We start from the raw sequence: 17,331 nt of genomic DNA on the forward strand, positions 1-17,331 counted from the left end.
GCTGTCAGACCTCCAGAGGACGGGGATAGACCCGCAGGCTCATGTTGACCACTCCGGCATCGGAGCCGTCAGCGGTACCCAGGGCCGGCGTGATGCGCAGACTCACGAGGGCGCCCGTCGGAGCGGCGAGCTCCCAGTAGGCCATGTGGTAGGGGTCCTTCTCCTCGATCCGGTCCGCCTCGCGGGGGATCGCGTACTCGCCGAGCTCGTTCGGGAAGGAGGCGGAGTCCCAGGCGCCTTCCCAGGCCGGTTCGCCGAGCACCGAGGACACGGCGTCGCGGTAGAGCGGCCAGGCCTGGTCGGCCTCGGCCAGCACCTGGGGATTGCCCTCCGGCGTCTCGGCCGACGCTCCCCACACCCAGTGACGGAGGCTCTGGACGGGCGCCCAGCTGCCGCCCTGTGCGTTCAGGGTCATTTCGCCACCGGTGTCGGTGACCACGTTGAGCACGTACTCGAACTGGGTCGGCGTCCAGCCGAACTGGGCGCACCACATGTCCAGGCCCTGCCCCGGAAGGGGCGGGCCGTTCCACACCGTCTCCCAGTGCACGTCGGCCAGCCCGCGCAGCTCGGTGGCCAGCTCCTGCGGCGTGCGGTCCACCGGCGGCTCGAATGGAGTGCCCATGTCGCTATCTCTTTTCTCGCGTCTCGTTCGTCACAGCAGCCAGCCGGGGCCGGCGACCGGATCGGGGTCGGCCGGCCCGTGGAAGGTCAGAGCGATCGTCCCACCCCCCGCGCCCAGGCCGGCCCGGCAGTGCAGATCGAGCACGATCACCGGGGCGAGCGGGTTGGCGAAGCTCCACTGGGCGAGCCGGTACGGGGCCTGCTGCTCCAACCGCGCCTCGGCGTCGCCCCACCGGCCGGGGGCGGGCGGCTCCGGGAAGTCGGGCCTGTCCCAGGCACCCTCCCAGCCGGGCGCGCCCAGTGCGGGGATCATCCGGTCGAGGCAGGCCGCGTAGCGGTCGAGGGCGACCTCCATGAGGCCCGTGCCCTCCACCGACGGCTCCGCCCTGACCTTCCAGACGGCGTACGACGCGGAGGTCACGGGCCGGCCGGAGGCGGCCAGGTGCAGGCGGCCGCCCCGGCGCGTACGCACCCACAGACCCGACTCCGGCCACAGCGGCTGCCAGCCGAAACGCGCACACCAATCGCCGCGCTCCGCGTCGTCCGCCGGTATCCCCGGCCATACGGCGCGCCAGTCCACCCGCAGGAGCGCGCCCAGCTCGGCGGCGAGCTCCTGCGGCGTGTGGTCGGCGATGACGCTTGCCATGCTCGGGCCTTCCTAGCGGGACAACCGGCCACCGTCATCGCCCGACGACCGAGGCGTCGGCGGTGTCGGCTGCGTGGGCGGTGTCGGCCTGGTTCGGGGATCGGGCACCGCAGGCGGCCGCGGCTGCTGCCGCGCCGGACTGGGATCGGGGGCGTTGGCCCGTCCGCCGGTGGGCTGGGGGGCCTGCTGCTGCGGCACGGCGGGCGCGGCTGCGGGCGTCGACGCCGGAGCGGGCGTCGATGTCGACGGCTGCGTCCGGGGCCTCGGCTCGGGTGCGGCCGGCGTGGGCCCGGGCGGCGGCGGGATCCTGACACGGTTGCGCTCTGCCCGTTCCTGCTGCGCCTCCTTGGCCGCCGCGTACTGCTCCTTCTGGACCTCGGCCGCCTCGAGCGCGCTCTTGCGCTGTTCGCGCTTGGAGGGAGGGGCGGTGGCGATCTTGCCTTCCCTCTGCCACCGGCCGTCCTTCTTCTTGTTGTCGTAGCGCCGTACGCCGGCCATCGTGGCCTTCCCCACGCCGGTCATCGTGGCCTTCCCCACGCCGACCGCGGCCTTTCCGGCGACACGGCCGGTCGTCTTCGCCACGCCTCTGGCGGCGGCGGGGGCGTACTGGCCCAGCTTGCCGCCCACGGTGTTCGCCATGTCCCCGACGCCCAGAGCATCCTCCGCCCCGGCGATCTGCGGGCTGTAGGCACCCGAGAGCAGCTTCTTCAGCATCATCACGACGGCGACCGTGACCAGCAGCAGCATCAGCAGCTGCATGCCGATCGAGATCTGGGCGGGCAGGATCATCTGGTAGAGCACGAGCAGCACGGTCAGGATGACGCCGAAGCCCGCCCTGAGGACGAAGCTGTGGATGAACGTCTGCAGCCAGCCCTTCAACAGCTTCTGCTGCGAAGGATGGATGCCCAGCGTGGCGATCAGCGGCAGCATGATGATCATGATGAGGGTCACGGCGTGCCACAGCAGAGTGAGCGCACTGAGCACGATCACCATGATGCCCACGATCAGCGCGGCGACCACCGAGTAGACGGCGAGCCCCACACGGGACCCGGCGTTCTTCCCGGCCCATTCGTCGAAGGACACCGGGTAGATCCTCTGGTCCTCGAAGTCACCGGGCATTCCCTTGTTCGGGCCGCCCGCCATGTCCTGGCGGATGGGCATCCATTCCTTGACTTCCTTGTCCTCGCGGCTGACCATCTTCGCCGCGCCGTCCGCCCCGGGGAACACGTCCTTGTTGGTCCGCGACTGTGACACCGCCTGCCGGACCCGGACGTCCTCACAGCGAGCGCCCTTGCCCCAGTTGCAGGTGACACCGCCCTTCGGCACGCACTCGCCGTTGTTGATCGAGCCGCCGCCCTTTTTGAAGATGCAGTTCGCACCGTGTTCACCGAACTGACCCAGGGCCCAGGGGCGGAACACGAGCGTGTCGTACATCGAGCAGCTGGATATGCGCAGGCCCCGGTTGTCCCCCGCCTGAAGGTCGCAGGGAGGCTGTGGCTTGCCAGAGGCCCCCGCCAGCACCACTTCGGACAGCGCCGAGTTGACCTCGGCGATACCCGCGTCCGCCTCGTTGATGACCTGGCGGTAGTTGCCTCCGGTCAGGAGCACCACGACGGCGATCGTCGTCAGGGCCGCCCAGCCCACGCCCGCCCATGCCTCACGCATGTCGCCCTTGCGCCACTTGGTGAACACCCACAGGCCCGTGAGCGTGATCATGACGGGGACGGCAGGCACGAAGACGTGGTTCTTCAGGTTGTCCACGGCGCTGTTGCGACCCTCGTAGAGACCGCTGAGCGGACTCGGGTTGGACGCCAGTTCCTTGATGGAGATGGCGGACCGGGCCAGGTACTTGGTGCCCATGAAGACCATGTTGGCCACGCCATTGTTGACCATGTCCATGACCGAGCAGTGATCGGCGCCGCTGCCGTCCGTGCCGTTGGACTGGGCGGCGTTGCCCGTGCCCCTGTAGGTGCTCGACCAGTTCATGCCGCGCATGCCGTTGAGTTCGTACAGGGTGTAATTCTCAGGGGGGTCCGGCATCCTGACCGCGCCGGTGATCATCCCCGTCGTGTCATTGAGGTTCTTGGCGCGCTTTTCCTTGTTCTCCCACTGGTTGACAGCCGGTATGAGGAACTCGCCGCTGGCTCCCGGGCTGTCCAGGCTGTAGCTGTCGTCGCCGGTGAAATAGCACCCGAAGTCCTTGGCGTACGCCGTGCTGGGCACGGCGAACGACAGGGCGAACAGGGTGAGGACGAGGAAGACGCCGGCGCGCACGACACGGCCTGCTCCCTTCACCCGGTCGCGGAGCGACGGATTGGCGGCGGTTGCGCGCGGTTTGGCGCTAGGGCGCACGAACATCGGCTTCCTTCGGGAGTTCCACGGCGGAGGGGTGTGGGCAGTTGCCGGCTAGGAACGGCGGTAGTCCGTCAGGACGCAGCCTTCGACCAGTCCCCCGTGCTTCTTGTAGCCACTCGGGATCTCGTAGTTGCTCGCGCAGGTGAGGAGCAGCAGTCCGGCATCCATCAGCTTCTTGCCGGAGTCGCCGCCCACGGCGACGACCGCGAAGTCCTTGCCGGCCAGTACGTTGACGACTTTGCCGTCCTGAGCGGCCTTGTGATTGGCCGCCTGGAACTTCGCCATGTCGGAGATCGCCAGCAGGGTGACGATGTCGCCGTCGGCGTCGTTGCAGACCCCGCGCTCCTTGATGGCCCAGGCCGGGTCCTTGGCCTCGTCCGTCAGGATGCCTTCCGTCCCCTCTGCCTTCTTCGTCCGCAGGTTGTTGCACTGGGCGTGCTGGTTGACGAACTTCTCGACGGAGGCGAGGTCACCCGCCGAAGGAAGGCCGAGGCCGTCGTCCTTCGCGTCACTGCCGCAGCCGGTCAGCGCCGTCAGCGCGACGACGGCGGTGGCGGCGGTGGTGAGGGCCTTGGGAAGTCGCACGGTGTCTCCTGGTGGATGAGGTTCGAGAAATGGTTTCGGCGGGCTAGCCGGGAATGAAGTCCGTCATGACGCAGCCGTCGACCTTGCCTTCGTTCTTGGTGTAGCCGCTGGGGATCTCGCTGTTGAATTTGGCGCTGCACGACGCCACGAGCAGTCCCGAGGACTTCAGCGCGAGCATGGTGTCGCCGCCGGTGGGAACGACGGCGAAGTCCTCCCCGACCAAGGCGACCGCATACCTGTCCTTTCCGGCCGCCTCGTTCGCCTTGAGCGCCAGCTGGAACTTCTTCATGTCGGAGATGGCCACCAGAGCGATCGGGCCCCCTTGGGACTTGCAGTACGCCTGCTCCTTCACGCCCGCTCCGGCACCCTTGGGGACGTCCTTGAACCCCTTGCGGCTCTCCGAGTACTCGGGCAGCTCCGTCTCCACGTCGGCGCATGTCACGTACTGGCTGACAAAGCGTTCCATCGCGGCGACGTCCTTCGCCTTCGGCAGGCTCTTGCCACCGCCTCCGGCGACGGTCTCCCCGTCCCCGCCGCAGCCCGTCAGGGCAGCGAGCGCCATGAGAGAGGCTGTCGCGGTGAGGGTCCTGGACAAGCGCATGGTGTTCCTTGGGTAGAGCGAGCGAAATGGCTGAGGTACGCCGGTTACCCGGGGATGTAGTCGGTCACCAGGCAGCCCTTGACCAGGGGCTCGTCCTTCTTGTAGCCGCTGGGGATCTTCTCCTTGTGCTTGGGGTTGCACGTCATGACGGCGAACTTGGCGCCAACGAGCCCACGAGCCGCGTTGTCGCTCTCGGGGAGGATGGCGATGTTCTGGCCGATCAGGTAGGACGAGTCGAAGTCCTCGTCCGCGCCCTGGGCCTTCTTGTTCGCTTCCTGGAACTTCTTCATGTCGGACAGGAGCATCAGGTGCATCTCCTTGCCGCGGTCGTCCTCGCAGGTCGCGCTCTCCTTGACCCCGAAGGCAGGGTCCTTGGCGACCTTCGCGAGGTCCTCGTCGAAGTCCTGCGTGCCGCCTTCGAGCTCGCGGCAGACGCCCTGGGCGTTGATGATCTTCTCGACGCCGGCCATGTTGTCCGCCCTCGGCAGGCCGAGGGCGGCCAGCGGGCCGCCGCCGTCTCCGCAGCCGGTCAGCGCCGTCAGCGCGACCGCGGCGGTCACGGCGGTGAGGGTCTTGGTCAGTCGCACGAAAACTCCTGGAGTACGCGGTTGAAGAAGGGATGGGGGAGCGCGGCTAACGTGCGGCCGCCGCCTCGGCCTCGGCCGCCGCGTCCTCGCGGGCGGCCTCCTGCATGAAGGTCCAGTCCCACACGCTGAGCGGCGGGTCGATGGACTGGCGGCCCGGACGGGTGGTGCCGTTGGTGTCCGTGGCGGCGAGGATCTCCTTGAAGACGAGGTCCACCGCGACCGTGCCGACCCGCTTGTCGACGTCCCGCTGGAGGCAGACACCCGTCCGCAGCTCCTGCAGGGAGTTGGACACCTTGACGTCGCTCTCGGGCCGGCCGAGCAGCGGCGCCACCAGCGAGGCCTCCTGGGCGGACTTCTGCTTGAAGGCGAAGACGGTGTGGATCTGGTTGGCGCCACCGCTGCGGGCCTCGGAGTCCTCGATCTGCACGAGGTCGATGGCCTGCTGCGTGATCAGGACGATCACGGCCAGGTACGAACGGCCCTGCTTGAGCGCGCGCCGCATCAGGTCGCGGCCGCTCTCGGTCGCGGTGACGACGTACGCCTCGTCGACGAACAGTGCCTTGGGCCGCAGGCCGATCTCGCCCGTCACCGGGTTCTTCTCGTAGCCGACGTCGAGCATCTGGCTGCCCAGCTCGACGACCGCCATCAGCGCGGTCGCCGCCAGCCGCTCGGCCGGGTTCCAGCTGCGCGGGTCCGAGGCGGCCGGGGACTGGAAACCGCGCAGGGTGATGACCGTACGGCGCTTGCGCATCGCGGACAGCGTCTGCGGGTTCTCGGCGAAGGCGAGGCGGGCGTACGGCAGGGTGCGCAGCTCGGTGAGCAGCATCTGGGCGAGCTTGAGCTCCTTGACGGCCTCGCGGTCGCCCGAGGCCACCGCGTCGTCGTAGGCCCGTATGACCTCGTCGACGACCTGCCACAGCGACGGCCGGGCCACCTGGCGGTCGGCGTCGCGGGCGCTCAGGCCCTGCTCGGTGGCCTGCCGCATCGCGGAGTTGTACCAGCCGACGACCGTGGCCATGGCCTCGATGACGGGCAGGCGCACCCGCTGGTAGTCCTCGTCGCCGAGGAAGCCGCGCAGCATGTTCTCGGCGAGCAGCCGGCCGGAGGGGACGTCGCGGGCGATGACCCACGGGTCGAGGACGCCGGCCTGGCCCTTGAGGAGGTCGACGACCTCGGTCTCGGCCCAGAACTCCGGGTTGACCGGCTGGAAGCGGCTCTGCGGGGTCCCGAGGAGGCCCGTCTCGGCGTCGTAGGCGAACTCGGGGTCGTTCACCTGGGAGCCGAAGGCCAGGTAGTAGCAGAGCTGCGCGAAGTCGGTCTTGGGGTCGATGACCAGGCAGCGCACGCCCGACTCCGACTCCTCGTAGAACTTCTGCAGCGCGAGGGACGACTTTCCACCGCCGGAGGCGCCGACGATGGCGACGCCACCGCCGTCGTTGCGGGCGGGGCCGACGTGCAGGGAGTAGTGGACGGGCGTCTTGCCGGCCCAGCCGACGAGGTTGCCCACCCAGCCGAGCTGCTTGCCGGACCGGCGCTCGGGGTTGTCGCCCAGCTCGGTGCCCGCGGTGGGCAGCCCGGCGCCGAGCTGCTCGACCTCCTGGAGGCGCAGGTACGGGGCGATCGGCAGCTTGGGCGCGTCGCCCGGCAGCTGCGACTGCAGGAGGCGCCACTGCTGGCGGGAGGGGCGCAGCAGGGTGACCTTCAGGTCCTGCTTGAACTGCATCTCCAGGACGCGGCGGCGACGCTCCAGCTCGGCGACATCGGGCGCGGAGATGGTGAAGCGGATCTGCGCCTCCATGCCCGGCATCTTGTGTTCCTCGACGTCGTCGACGAGGTTCTGGGCACGGGTGACCTGGGCGGCGAGCTGGGTGCCGGGGGCACGGCCGGAGTTGGCCATGTCGTTCATCTCGTCGACGAGGTTGCCGCTGATCTTCTTCGCCCGGTCCTGGAACTTCAGGTACGGGATGAGGGTGAAGCGCATGTCGATCTCGACGGGGAAGTCGACGTGCTGCGCCGCGTAGCGGGCCCACGCGGTGGACTGGCGGAAGCGGGTCTCGATGGGCCAGCTGGCCGCGACGAGGGTCGTCGTGTAGCTGGTGTGCTGCTCGCCGGTCATCTCGTCGTACTGGTGCAGGACGATGTGCGTCTTGCGGTTCTCGCCGGAGAAGTCGACGACCAGGTCGAACTGGTCGGGACCCCAGGCGCGGCTGCCGAGCACCGGCTCGGCGGGGATCGGCAGGTCGCCGTGGAGCGGCTTGCGGATCAGCCAGACCAGTTCCTCACGGCTCAGCGCGGTGCCGCCGAGGGCGTCGAGGCTCTCGTGGACCTCGCGCGCGACCTGCGTCCACTGCGCCAGCATCTCCGGCGACAGGTGCTCGTCGTGCACGCCCGTCGCGCCGGCCGCCGCCTTGTCGGCGGCGCCGCGCATCGAGCTGGTCAGACCGCTCTCCTCGACCGGGTCGTCGCCGCCGGGGAGCACGCCGCTGTCGCCGGACTTCCGCTTCATGGAGCCCAGCTTGACCAGCAGGATGTTGCGCTCGCGCAGTGCGCCGATGCGCTCCTGGTAGTCGGCCTTGCGGAAGTTGTACGCCTTGTAGTTCTCGGTCGGGTCCCACGCCACGTTGTTGAGCTGCTCGGCCCAGTCCTGGGCGGTGATCGGCCGGTACACCTTGCGGTAGTGGCACTCGACGTTGCGGTCACCGCGGGCGAGGTTGAGCAGCGCGCGGGCCGGGGCCTCGGCCATGGCCTGGAGCTCGGTGGCGTTGAGGTACTCGTCGATGGCCGTGGGCAGGGCGATGCCGGTCCAGACGGAGTCGCCGTGGACGAAGATCATGTCGTCGGCGTACCGGTAGGGCAGCCGCATCTCCTCGCGCCGCTTGGCGGGGGCCTGGTTGCGGGAGGAGCCGCCGCCCGACTTCCCGGAGGAGCCGGACCTGCTGTTGCCGGAACCGCCCTTGGCGGAACCTTGGTTCTTCTTGGACGACGTTGCAGCGAGGAGCATGGCGATCAGGAAGAAGGCGACCGCCCCGCCAAAAAGGATCAGCACGAACATGGAGGAGTCATCCTGCGGTCTCGGAGTGTGCGGTCTCGGCGGGTGCGCTCGGTGACGGTGCGGACGCGGCATAGGACGAGCCGTGCCGGGCCGCCGTCTCGAGCGCGGCGTCGTACCGCTTGTGCCAGCGCGGCGCGTCCGGCTGCCAGAGGATGACCTGCCAGTGCAGTTCCTCCGGCTCGCGGTCCGCGGCCAGGCCCTGGAGGCGCTTGGGCTGGACCCAGTAGTCGGCCCACACCACCACTTGCTGGCTGAGGGTGAGGGCGGAGGGCAGCGGCCGGCCCCAGACGAAGTAGACGGCGACCGGCGGCCCGAGGTACAGGGGCGACGTCAGGATCGACAGGCCCAGGAAGGGTATGAAGGCGGACATCGAGAGCAGCGCCACGATCCACACCACGCCGGAGCCGAAGGCGGCGCCCAGGGCGGGCAGGAGCAGACCGGGAAGCGGGATGTTGCCCCAGTTCCAGATGCGCTTGGGCCGGTTGAGCAGATCCGTGTGGTCGTAGGCCACCATGGGCGCCGGTGCGTCCGGTGTGTCCTGCGTCATCAGTCGGTCCCCCTCTCTGGCGTGGTTGCGTGCTGCGCGTCGCGGTGGCGGCCGCGCTCGCGGTCGCGGGCCGCGCGTCTACGGTCGCGGCCCGATCCCGGGATCAGCCCTTGCCGCCGATCTGCTCGCCGAGGCTGATGAGGAGACCGGCGAGACCGGCCGCGCCACCGATGATGAAGGCGGCCAGGGCGATGACGCCGAAGCCCTGGAAGGCCTCGCGCATGCCGTCGCCGCGCTTCATCGAGAGCAGCATCCGGATGCCGAGGATGAGCAGGGCGCAGGCCGCGACGGTGCCGCCGAGGCCGGCCAGGATGGTCTGGATCTTGTTGAACATGCCGTCGAGGGTCGTCGCTGCCAGGTACATGGCGTGTGTCCTTTGCTGTGTGAGGTGCGTGTGTGAGCGGTGCGCTGTGAGGGGCGGTGAGTGGACCGCCTTCACGGGATGACGTGTCAGGAAGCCGGAGTGGCGCCCGGGGCCGAGGCCGACGGCGAGCCGGACGGTTTGGGCGAGGACGAGTTGGCCGGGGCGGGCGAGGACGAGTTGGCCGGGGCGGGCGAGCCGCTTGCCCCGGGGGCCTGGGAAGCGCTCGGTGAAGGGGTGTTCGGAGCGTCCGCGCGTCCGCCCGTCGGGTCCATGACGCCGCCGCGGATGTCCTTGATGAACCAGCCCTGCGCGGTGTTCACCACGGTCACCCGGTACGAGCGCTTGAGGGTCACAGCCGTCTTCGCGTCATCGGCCCCTCCGCCGCCCCAGACGACCGTCACCCGCGCCGGGACCGACTGGCCCTGCGTGTACGTGATCTTGTCGCCGGCCTCGGTGCCCTCCGGAGCCAGCGCCTGGACCTCCTGGACCACCGGTGTGGTCAACGCGCCGGCCAGGCCCGACACCGCCGCCGGGGTGGCGTCGGGGGTGGTGAACCGGGTCAAGGCGGTGATGTCGGAGGCGGCCCACGCCTTGAAGTAGCCGGCCAGGACCTGCTCCCTCAGCTGGGTGGAGAGTTCCTGGTCGACGATCTCCTCGGACTTCTCCAGCTCGGGCGCGGCGTCGCGGATCGGCAGTGGCATCTCGCCGACGTTGCCGGCGATCCGCAGCCCGGAGCCGCCGGCGAGGTCCTTGACGTACACCGGCACGGAGAGCGTGGTGGTGCGACCGCTCGTGTACGTGACCTGGACGTTGAGGTAGCGGCCGTTCTTCCCGTACTCGGGAAGCGGCTCGGCGGTCCCGTCCCAGCTCGCGAGCTTGACCTCCTGCTTGCCACGGCCGTTCCAGCCGCAGTCGCGGTCGACGCCCGCAGAGATGTAGCGGGCGAGGGACTCGCGGCGCTTGTCGGTGGTCTCCGGCGAGTACGTCATGCAGAGCGCCGCGTACTCCTCGGCGAAGACCGCCGCCGTCTGGATCGGGAAGTCGGTGAGCCGGTAGCGGCTCAGGTCCTGGCTGTCCAGGGCGGCGGGCTTGACGGAGACGGAGGACCTGCCCATGACCAGCCCCATGACACCGCAGGACCCCAGCGCGAAGGCGCAGGTGGTGATCAACAGGGTCGCGCGCAGGGCGACGTGGATGCTCCGGCCGTTCGCGGGCAGCCGGCCGCCGGGGCGCGGCACCTCGAACTTGGCGTCCGGGCCCTTGGCGCCGCTTCGGGCGGGTGCGGGTGCGGGTGCGGCGTCGGATGCGGAGGCGTTGGCCGCAGCGGCGACCGGGGAGGCGGAGGCAACGACGGAAGCCGTCCCGCCACCGCCCTTGCGGTTCTCGCGCGCGGCCTTCTTGCTCTCGTACTCGGCCTTGCGGACGGCCTTCTTGCGTTCGTACTCCGCCTTGCGATCGGCCTTCGCCTGCTCCCGCTTGTCCTTCTTCGACTCGGCGGCGGGCTGGTCCGCGCGCGGCGGAAGACTCGGTACGGCCGCCTGGCCCGGCGGCACGTTGGCCGACTGCGGGGCCACGCGGACCCAAGCCGCGGCCACCTGGTTGCGGGCCGCCTCCGCGGAGAGCTGGGGCGCGGCGGGGTACCCGTACGGACCCGGCGCCTGCTGGCCCTGCTGCGCGGCCCCTGACTGGGCTTGGGCCTGGGCCGACTGCCAGTCGACCTGGCCCGCGGCACCGGACTGTGCGGGGTGCCCGGCAGGGCGGCCCTCGCCGACCCCGTCAGCAGAACTGCTGTGGTCCGTCATCGACTCGGTTCTCTCCCCGCGTGTGATCCCCGTCCGCCGGTCGGGCGTGCGGCGGGCCCTGGCGAGACCAGGTGCGGACGGCAGTGTGGCAAACGGCGCCGACATTCCCGCCCAGGTTTTCCCCGAGGGGAGAGGTGAGGAAAGAGTGAGGAATCCTCGCGAGGAAAGCAGCGGAGCCGGCGGCGGGGCGATGCCCCTGCCGCTCCGTCACAATGCCGGGTTGTGCCCGGGTTACGGGTGCGCAGGCGCCCCCGACCTTACGAAGGACGAGAGTTGAGCGATCAGTACGTGCACCCGTGGCAGGACCCGGCCGTCCCCGCCGACTCCGCCGACGGTGGGCAACCGCCAGTGGTGGAAGCCGAACACGCCTGGATCGTCGGATACGAGCCGGGCAACCCATGGCAGGCGAAGCTCTGCCTGCGCACCCCGCACGGCACGGTCGCGTACCCCCTCACCCCGCACACCATGCCGGACCTCCTGGAGGGCCTGGTCGTGGTGGCCCAAGAGCAGCAAGGGGTAACGGGGGCCGACGCCTTGTACGCCACCGAGGCCGAGGACGACCTGGACGCCGAGCTGCCGGAGGAAGGGCAGGAACAGGACCCAGGCGCCCACAACGGCCGTGCCGCACGCCTGACCGGCTGGACGGTGGTCCACGATCTGTGGGAGCGGGAAGATCCGAGAATCCGCCTCATCATGGGTGCGATCGTGCTCGCCGTGTTCGTGCTGGGGATCTTCCTTTCCTGACGAGATACGGTCAAACACACCACGGACGAGGAGACGAGGATGCTGACGGAGACGACCGGCCGCACGCCTCAGGACCTTGCGGCCGAACTGGCGAACCTCCGGGCCGTCGACGACTGGCCGTCGGTGTGGTCGGGCCCGCCCGAGGGCGGGTCGGGGGAGTTCACCGAGTGGTGCGGGCGATACGGCTGGGAGCCGCTGACCTTTGACCGGCAGTTGCGCCTGCGGACGCCGGGTGGGGGGAGCTGGACGTTCTTCGACCGGGTGGGCGGCCAGTGGAGCCCGTTGGCGAGCCTCGTGCACTGGGCTTGGCAGCCGAAGGCCGATGCCGCCGCGGAGAACAGTGCGGTCTTCGACACAGCGGCCGCAACGTGGCCGGCGTACCTCAGGGCTGCCGAGGGCGTGCTCGGGACTCCCACGTGGACCGGAGCCTGGGACGCCGCCGATTTCCCTGAGCCGCCGCATCCCTCGTACTGGTCCGACCGCGAGGAGCGGGTGCTCGACCGCGAGCCCTATCGCTTCGCTTACTGGGCGCCCGGGAGTGGTGTTCCGGGGCTGCCGTTCATCGTGTTGACCCAGTCCGTGACCTTCCCCACCTGGACCACCGACATGCCGGGCGGGTCGGCCATCTCGCTTGAGGTGTATCCGCCCGCTGAGTTCACGGAGACCGGCCCGTGACGGAATCGACCGGCAACTTGCCCAAGGAAGGCAGCGTATGACCACGAGTCCCGAAGAGCGCCCGGCGTCCGGCGAGGAAGTGGAGTTGTACTTCGAGGACGTCTTCACCTTCGTCTCCGAGTACCTCTCCCCGATGGTGCGCCGCCGGGTGAACGGATCCTCCGCGACCTGGTGCCCCCGCTGGTGGGAGCACCCCGAGGCCGGCGCGCGGCTCTCCGCGCTGTGGCTGGCCTGGGAGCATCTGCGACTCGAACCGGACCTCGGCATGTCGACGTGGTGGCTGCACCACGCCGACCCGCACCTGCGCGTGCTCATGGACACGGATCTGGGCCCGTTCGCGGCCTGTTCGCCCAAAGTCGGCGGCCACACGGTTTATCCCTTCGAGCCGCTCCCCTTGGAGAAGTACGACCCCGACTCGGCGTCCGCGTGAGGGATCGGTGAGGACGCCCGAGGCGTTCCTCACCAATTCCCCACATTCATCAACGGCCCCTGAACCGGGCTGTTTTCCTCACCCCCTCCCCGCATTTTCCTCACCTTTCCCCGTGAGGAAAATGCGCCGTCCGGCAGCCGTTCCGCCACCTACCGTGTCTCGGCGACCTGACTGAGGGAGGCCCGGGACGGTGGATTCACCTGCCGAGAACAAGCGAAGTGCGGTACTGGCCCTGGTGTTGCTGGGTGCCCTGCTGATCGGCACCCTGGTCGTCTTCACCGTCTTCAACGGTGAGGACGACGACGAGGGCGATGCCAAGGCGGCGCCCGCGGCGACGGCCACACGACGCGCGGGCACGGCATCGGGCTCAGGTGCCGCTGCCGGCGGGGCCGCGCCGCAGTCCGGGTCCGCCGCCGCGGTGCCCCCCATCGTCACGCCGGACGATCTGGCCGCGGCCCACCGCGTGATGTCCGAGTACATGTCGGGCCTGAGCACCTTCAAGCACACCGATACGACGGCCTCCTGGGTGCCTCCGCTGCTGGAACGCACCTCGAGCAACGTGGAGATGAAGAAGCGGACCGTCCTCCCCTCCGGCAAGGCGTGGGCGGTGTGTCAGCAGGCCAAGTGTTCGTCCGAGGGGAAGGCTGTCGTGCTCCGGGACGCGCTGATCGCCGATGAACTCGCCCGCGGCAGCGGCCAGACGATCTCGAGCGTGGTGGAAGTGACCGCGACCCGCTCGGACGACGGCAAGAAGACCGAGGCCGAGACCAACACCTGGCTGGTGAGCGCCCGCAAGAGCAGCGGCGAGTGGCAGGTGACCGGCTTCGACATCTACGGCCTGGGCAACGTGGGCGCGCCCGAGCCGAAGGGGGAGTGAGCGCCCGTGGTGGCTCCTGCCGTACTGGCGGCCGCATCGAAGGCCGTCAAGGTGGCGAAGGCTGCCAAGGGCGCGGCCGAACTCGCCTCGGGACAGGGCGGCGGGAAGGGGGGCGGCGGAAAGAAGAAGAACAACCTCAAGTGGCTGCTCGTCGCCGGCGTCGGGGGCCTCCCGATCGTCGGTTTCGGTCTCGTCTTCGTCATCATGCTCACCGCCATGGTCGGCGGCCTGGGAAGCGGCGCCGCCATGGCGGCTTGCGGCGACTACGCGGACAACGCCGGAACGGGCAACACCGGAGACAAGGCTGCGACGAACCCGATCATGCCCGCCGGCAAGGTGTACATGCCGAGCGACACCGCTCGCGATGAGATACCCCCGAGGATGATCCTCGCCTCGATGCGGGCGGCCGCGCGCTACGAGGGCCTCGACTGGACGATCATCGCCGGGCAGATGTACCAGGAGACCAAGTACGGGCAGGACAAGTCGGCGGCCTCCGGCGGGGACAACGGCCTCGGCTACAAGGGCCTCCTCCAGTTCGGCGACGACGCGTGGCGGGGCTACGGCGACGACGGCAACGGTGACGGCAAGAAGGACCGCTACAACATCGACGACGCGGCCTACGCCGCGGCCAACTACATGCATGCCTTGAAGGTGGAGTCGGAACCCTGGGACGCGCTGCTGTCCTACTCCGGATCGCTCAAGAACAACACGGTTTACCCCCGCGTGGTGCTCACCCAGTCCGCCCGCTACCGCGGCACCCTCACCGGCGACAAGGACCTGATCAGCCGCTGGTACGCGCACCTGAAGAACACCGTCGACAAGAACCCGGACTTCCCGGTCCTCGGAAAGGCCTCGGACATCCCCGAGCCGGTCGGCAACAACGCGCAGCCGGCCGAGGCGCTGAGCATCCCCTCGGCCGGTGCCCGCAGCTGGTCCACCCCGCCCTTCGACGGCGGCGGCCAGGGCACGACGACGGCCATGGCGCCGGTCGCGTTCTCCCGCCCGCTGGCGGCCCCGTTCCGCCCGGACGACCCCCCCGCTTCGTCGGGCGGGAAGGACTGGCAGTGGCCGTTGAAGGAGGGCACGTACAAGATCGGAACGCCGTATCACAAGCAGGGTTCGGCGTGGAGCCTCGGCTACCACACCGGTCTCGACCTGGAATCCCCGGTCGGCACCCCGATCTACGCCCCCGCCGACGGCAAGGTCGTGAAGACCGCCAGCGGCGGCTCGTACGGCAACGAGACCCACATTGAGCACGCCAACGGCGTCATCACGCTGTACGCCCACCAGAGCACGGTCTCGGTGAAGAACGGTGACACCGTCAAGCGCGGTGACCAGATCGGCGCGGTCGGGCTCACGGGCAACACGTTCGGGCCCCACCTCCACTGGGAGGTGCGGCTCCCGGGCGTGGACAACCCCTTCATCAGTGGCCAGGACAACGGCCCCGGCATGATCGACCCCGAGGCATGGTTGGCCGGCAAGATCACGGCCAACCCGGACTACGGCACTGTGCCCGGGAGCAACGACCAGGCCAAGGATGCCGCGTACCGCGACTGCGCGGCGAAAGGCAAGGGCACCGCCGTCCTGCCGGACGGCGCGGGCTCCACCGGTGCGGTGCCCGACGTCGACGACGCGGTGGTGCGGGCGGCGCTCCGTTGGGCGCAGCGCGGCATCGGCAAGCCGTACGTCTGGGGGGCGACCCGTCTGCAGGGTGACAACCCCACGTCCTTCGACTGCTCCAGCTTCACGCAGTGGATGTACTACCAAGCCAGCGGCGGCAAGATCGATATCGGTACGACCACGTACGAGCAGGAACGCATCCTCCGAGGCAGCGAGATCGACCTCAGCCAGGCGAAGCCCGGTGACCTCATCTACTTCGGCCCCAGCAAGGGGAACTCGGACCACGTCGCCGTGGTCTGGGACCCGGCCACCAAGAAGATCCTCCACGCGCCGCGCCCCGGCAAGAACGTGGAGTTCAGCACCTGGGACGTCCAGTCCAAGATCGTTGCCGTGCACCGGGTGCCGATCCCGGCGGGAACGTCAGGCGAGGGCGCCGCCGAGAGTGGTGCGCACTGATGAGCAGGAAGACGAGACATTGATGAACAAGCGCAGCGCCTTCGCGCTGGCGACGGGGACCGCCCTCGTCCTGGGCCTCACGACCGGCTGTGGTCCGGACAGTTCGGACGGTTCCAAGGGCGGCGCCACCGCCTCGAAGTCGCCGTCCGCCGGGGCGTCCGCCTCGCCGATGGCCCCGGTGTACGAGGGCAAGCCCGACCCGGGACTGTCCAAGGAGCCGGTCTGGTCCCGCGCCAAGCTCGCGGACACCCGCACCACGTGCCCCATCGACGCCACGGAGACCCAGCGGGGCGGTGCCGACGTGGGCTTGTGCGCCGTCGGGGACGCCGTGGTGGTCACCGAGGAGCTCCGCCAGGAGACGGGCGACGGTGCCCAGGAGACCAAGTCGGTCACCCGCCTGCTCGATGCCGGGACCGGCAAGGAGCGCGCGGCCTTCGACGCCCTCATGTCGGGCGAGCCCGCGGCGGTCGGCCGCTGGAAGGACGGCTCGCCGGCCCTGCTGATCCGCTCGGTCCGCGCGCAGGACCCGACGCAGGTCACGTACACCATGTACGCCCCGGACGGCCGTGAGCTGGGCCGCTCCGTCTTCCGCGGCAAGGAGTACCTGAACCTGCCGGTCGTGGACGGGCACGTCAAGCTGCCGAGCTCAAGCAACTTCGAGGTCAAGTACGCCCCGATCGGCGGCGGCGCCGAGCTGACCGTCAATGACGTGAACCCGCAGAACAACATCGGCCCGGGCTTCGGCTACACCCCCGCGACCAAGGACCACTACGACACCAAGGGCGGCTACCTCGTCGTCACCGACCGCCGCACCGGCAAGCAGGCGTGGTCCACCCGGGACACGGAGCCGCCGAAGGCCATCGCGGAGATCAACCCCAAGGGCAATCACCCCACGGCCATCCTGAAGCCGCTCGGCGGCGACCGGGGCATCGTCCTGTGGACGGCGAAGTACGGATCCGACAAGGCGGTGATCGCCGTGGTCGACCTGGCCACCGGCCGCCAGGTGTCGCAGGGACCGTCGGTGCTCCTGAACAGCCCGGGTTCCGAAAAATTCACCGTGCTGTCCCCGGACGGGAAGACAGCTGTCGGCGAGTTCGGCAAGGAGACCGTGGCCTGGGACATCGAGACGGGCCGCGAACTGTGGCGCAGAGGTGAGGAGAAGCCGCTGCGTCCGGCGGCGATCTCGCCCTCCGGCGTGCTGTACGCGAGCGTCGACGGCCAGCAGACCCTGGACGCCCGCACCGGCAAGCCCCTCTCCACCTACGACCAGATCCCCCAGTTCACCACCAACGGATTCGGGATCCTGACCGACGCGAAGGCCCTCCACGTCTTCCGGTCCAACACTGCCCCGGCGGAAGGGACGTCCTGA

Annotated in this window: 16 protein-coding genes; 6 read left to right on the plus strand and 10 right to left on the minus strand. The window is 69.7% G+C overall.

Annotated elements, in window-relative coordinates; genetic code table 11:
* Positions 1-4: 4 nt before the first annotated feature.
* The 10 genes from OG982_RS15290 to OG982_RS15335 form a co-directional block, all read right to left on the minus strand.
* The gene (locus OG982_RS15290; RefSeq protein WP_266948717.1) at positions 5-622 is read right to left on the minus strand and encodes a hypothetical protein; all 618 of its coding nucleotides are present in this window, start codon (positions 620-622) and stop codon (positions 5-7) included.
* Between the two features lie 30 nt (positions 623-652).
* Positions 653-1,267, minus strand: a complete 615-nt coding sequence (locus OG982_RS15295; RefSeq protein WP_266786564.1) for a hypothetical protein — start codon at positions 1,265-1,267, stop codon at positions 653-655.
* Between the two features lie 12 nt (positions 1,268-1,279).
* The gene (locus tag OG982_RS15300) at positions 1,280-3,541 is read right to left on the minus strand and encodes a hypothetical protein (protein ID WP_266948718.1); all 2,262 of its coding nucleotides are present in this window, start codon (positions 3,539-3,541) and stop codon (positions 1,280-1,282) included.
* A 132-nt stretch (positions 3,542-3,673) separates the two neighbouring features.
* Positions 3,674-4,207, minus strand: a complete 534-nt coding sequence (locus OG982_RS15305) for a hypothetical protein (protein WP_266786560.1) — start codon at positions 4,205-4,207, stop codon at positions 3,674-3,676.
* A 43-nt stretch (positions 4,208-4,250) separates the two neighbouring features.
* Positions 4,251-4,769, minus strand: coding sequence for a hypothetical protein (locus OG982_RS15310; RefSeq protein WP_266786558.1), 519 nt, complete (start codon positions 4,767-4,769; stop codon positions 4,251-4,253).
* Between the two features lie 83 nt (positions 4,770-4,852).
* The gene (locus tag OG982_RS15315; RefSeq protein WP_266786556.1) at positions 4,853-5,395 is read right to left on the minus strand and encodes a hypothetical protein; all 543 of its coding nucleotides are present in this window, start codon (positions 5,393-5,395) and stop codon (positions 4,853-4,855) included.
* Positions 5,396-5,441: 46 nt separating this feature from the next.
* On the minus strand, positions 5,442-8,447 hold the full coding sequence (locus tag OG982_RS15320; RefSeq protein WP_266948719.1) for an ATP-binding protein: 3,006 nt from the start codon (positions 8,445-8,447) through the stop codon (positions 5,442-5,444).
* A 7-nt stretch (positions 8,448-8,454) separates the two neighbouring features.
* Entirely contained in the window at positions 8,455-8,994 is a 540-nt protein-coding gene (locus OG982_RS15325; protein ID WP_266786552.1) for a hypothetical protein, read from the minus strand.
* Positions 8,995-9,097: 103 nt separating this feature from the next.
* Positions 9,098-9,358 (minus strand): hypothetical protein, encoded by a 261-nt coding sequence (locus OG982_RS15330; RefSeq protein ID WP_266786550.1) that lies wholly within the window; start codon positions 9,356-9,358, stop codon positions 9,098-9,100.
* A gap of 86 nt (positions 9,359-9,444) precedes the next feature.
* On the minus strand, positions 9,445-11,160 hold the full coding sequence (locus OG982_RS15335; RefSeq protein WP_266948720.1) for a conjugal transfer protein: 1,716 nt from the start codon (positions 11,158-11,160) through the stop codon (positions 9,445-9,447).
* Between the two features lie 273 nt (positions 11,161-11,433).
* On the opposite strand from OG982_RS15335, the gene OG982_RS15340 reads away from it, so the two are divergent.
* The 6 genes from OG982_RS15340 to OG982_RS15365 all read left to right on the plus strand — a co-directional run bounded on the left by OG982_RS15340 (position 11,434) and on the right by OG982_RS15365 (position 17,331).
* Positions 11,434-11,904 (plus strand): hypothetical protein, encoded by a 471-nt coding sequence (locus OG982_RS15340; RefSeq protein WP_266786546.1) that lies wholly within the window; start codon positions 11,434-11,436, stop codon positions 11,902-11,904.
* A gap of 39 nt (positions 11,905-11,943) precedes the next feature.
* Positions 11,944-12,579, plus strand: a complete 636-nt coding sequence (locus OG982_RS15345; protein WP_266786544.1) for a hypothetical protein — start codon at positions 11,944-11,946, stop codon at positions 12,577-12,579.
* 37 nt (positions 12,580-12,616) lie between these two features.
* Positions 12,617-13,009 (plus strand): DUF4913 domain-containing protein, encoded by a 393-nt coding sequence (locus OG982_RS15350; protein WP_266786542.1) that lies wholly within the window; start codon positions 12,617-12,619, stop codon positions 13,007-13,009.
* 190 nt (positions 13,010-13,199) lie between these two features.
* Positions 13,200-13,886 carry a hypothetical protein gene (locus tag OG982_RS15355; protein ID WP_266948722.1) on the plus strand — a complete coding sequence of 229 codons (687 nt, stop codon included), beginning with the start codon at positions 13,200-13,202 and terminating at the stop codon, positions 13,884-13,886.
* Positions 13,887-13,892: 6 nt separating this feature from the next.
* The gene (locus tag OG982_RS15360) at positions 13,893-15,962 is read left to right on the plus strand and encodes a peptidoglycan DD-metalloendopeptidase family protein (protein ID WP_266948723.1); all 2,070 of its coding nucleotides are present in this window, start codon (positions 13,893-13,895) and stop codon (positions 15,960-15,962) included.
* Positions 15,963-15,984: 22 nt separating this feature from the next.
* Positions 15,985-17,331, plus strand: coding sequence for a PQQ-binding-like beta-propeller repeat protein (locus tag OG982_RS15365; RefSeq protein WP_266948724.1), 1,347 nt, complete (start codon positions 15,985-15,987; stop codon positions 17,329-17,331).

It is taken from the genome of Streptomyces sp. NBC_01551, assembly GCF_026339935.1.
Lineage (GTDB): Bacteria > Actinomycetota > Actinomycetes > Streptomycetales > Streptomycetaceae > Streptomyces.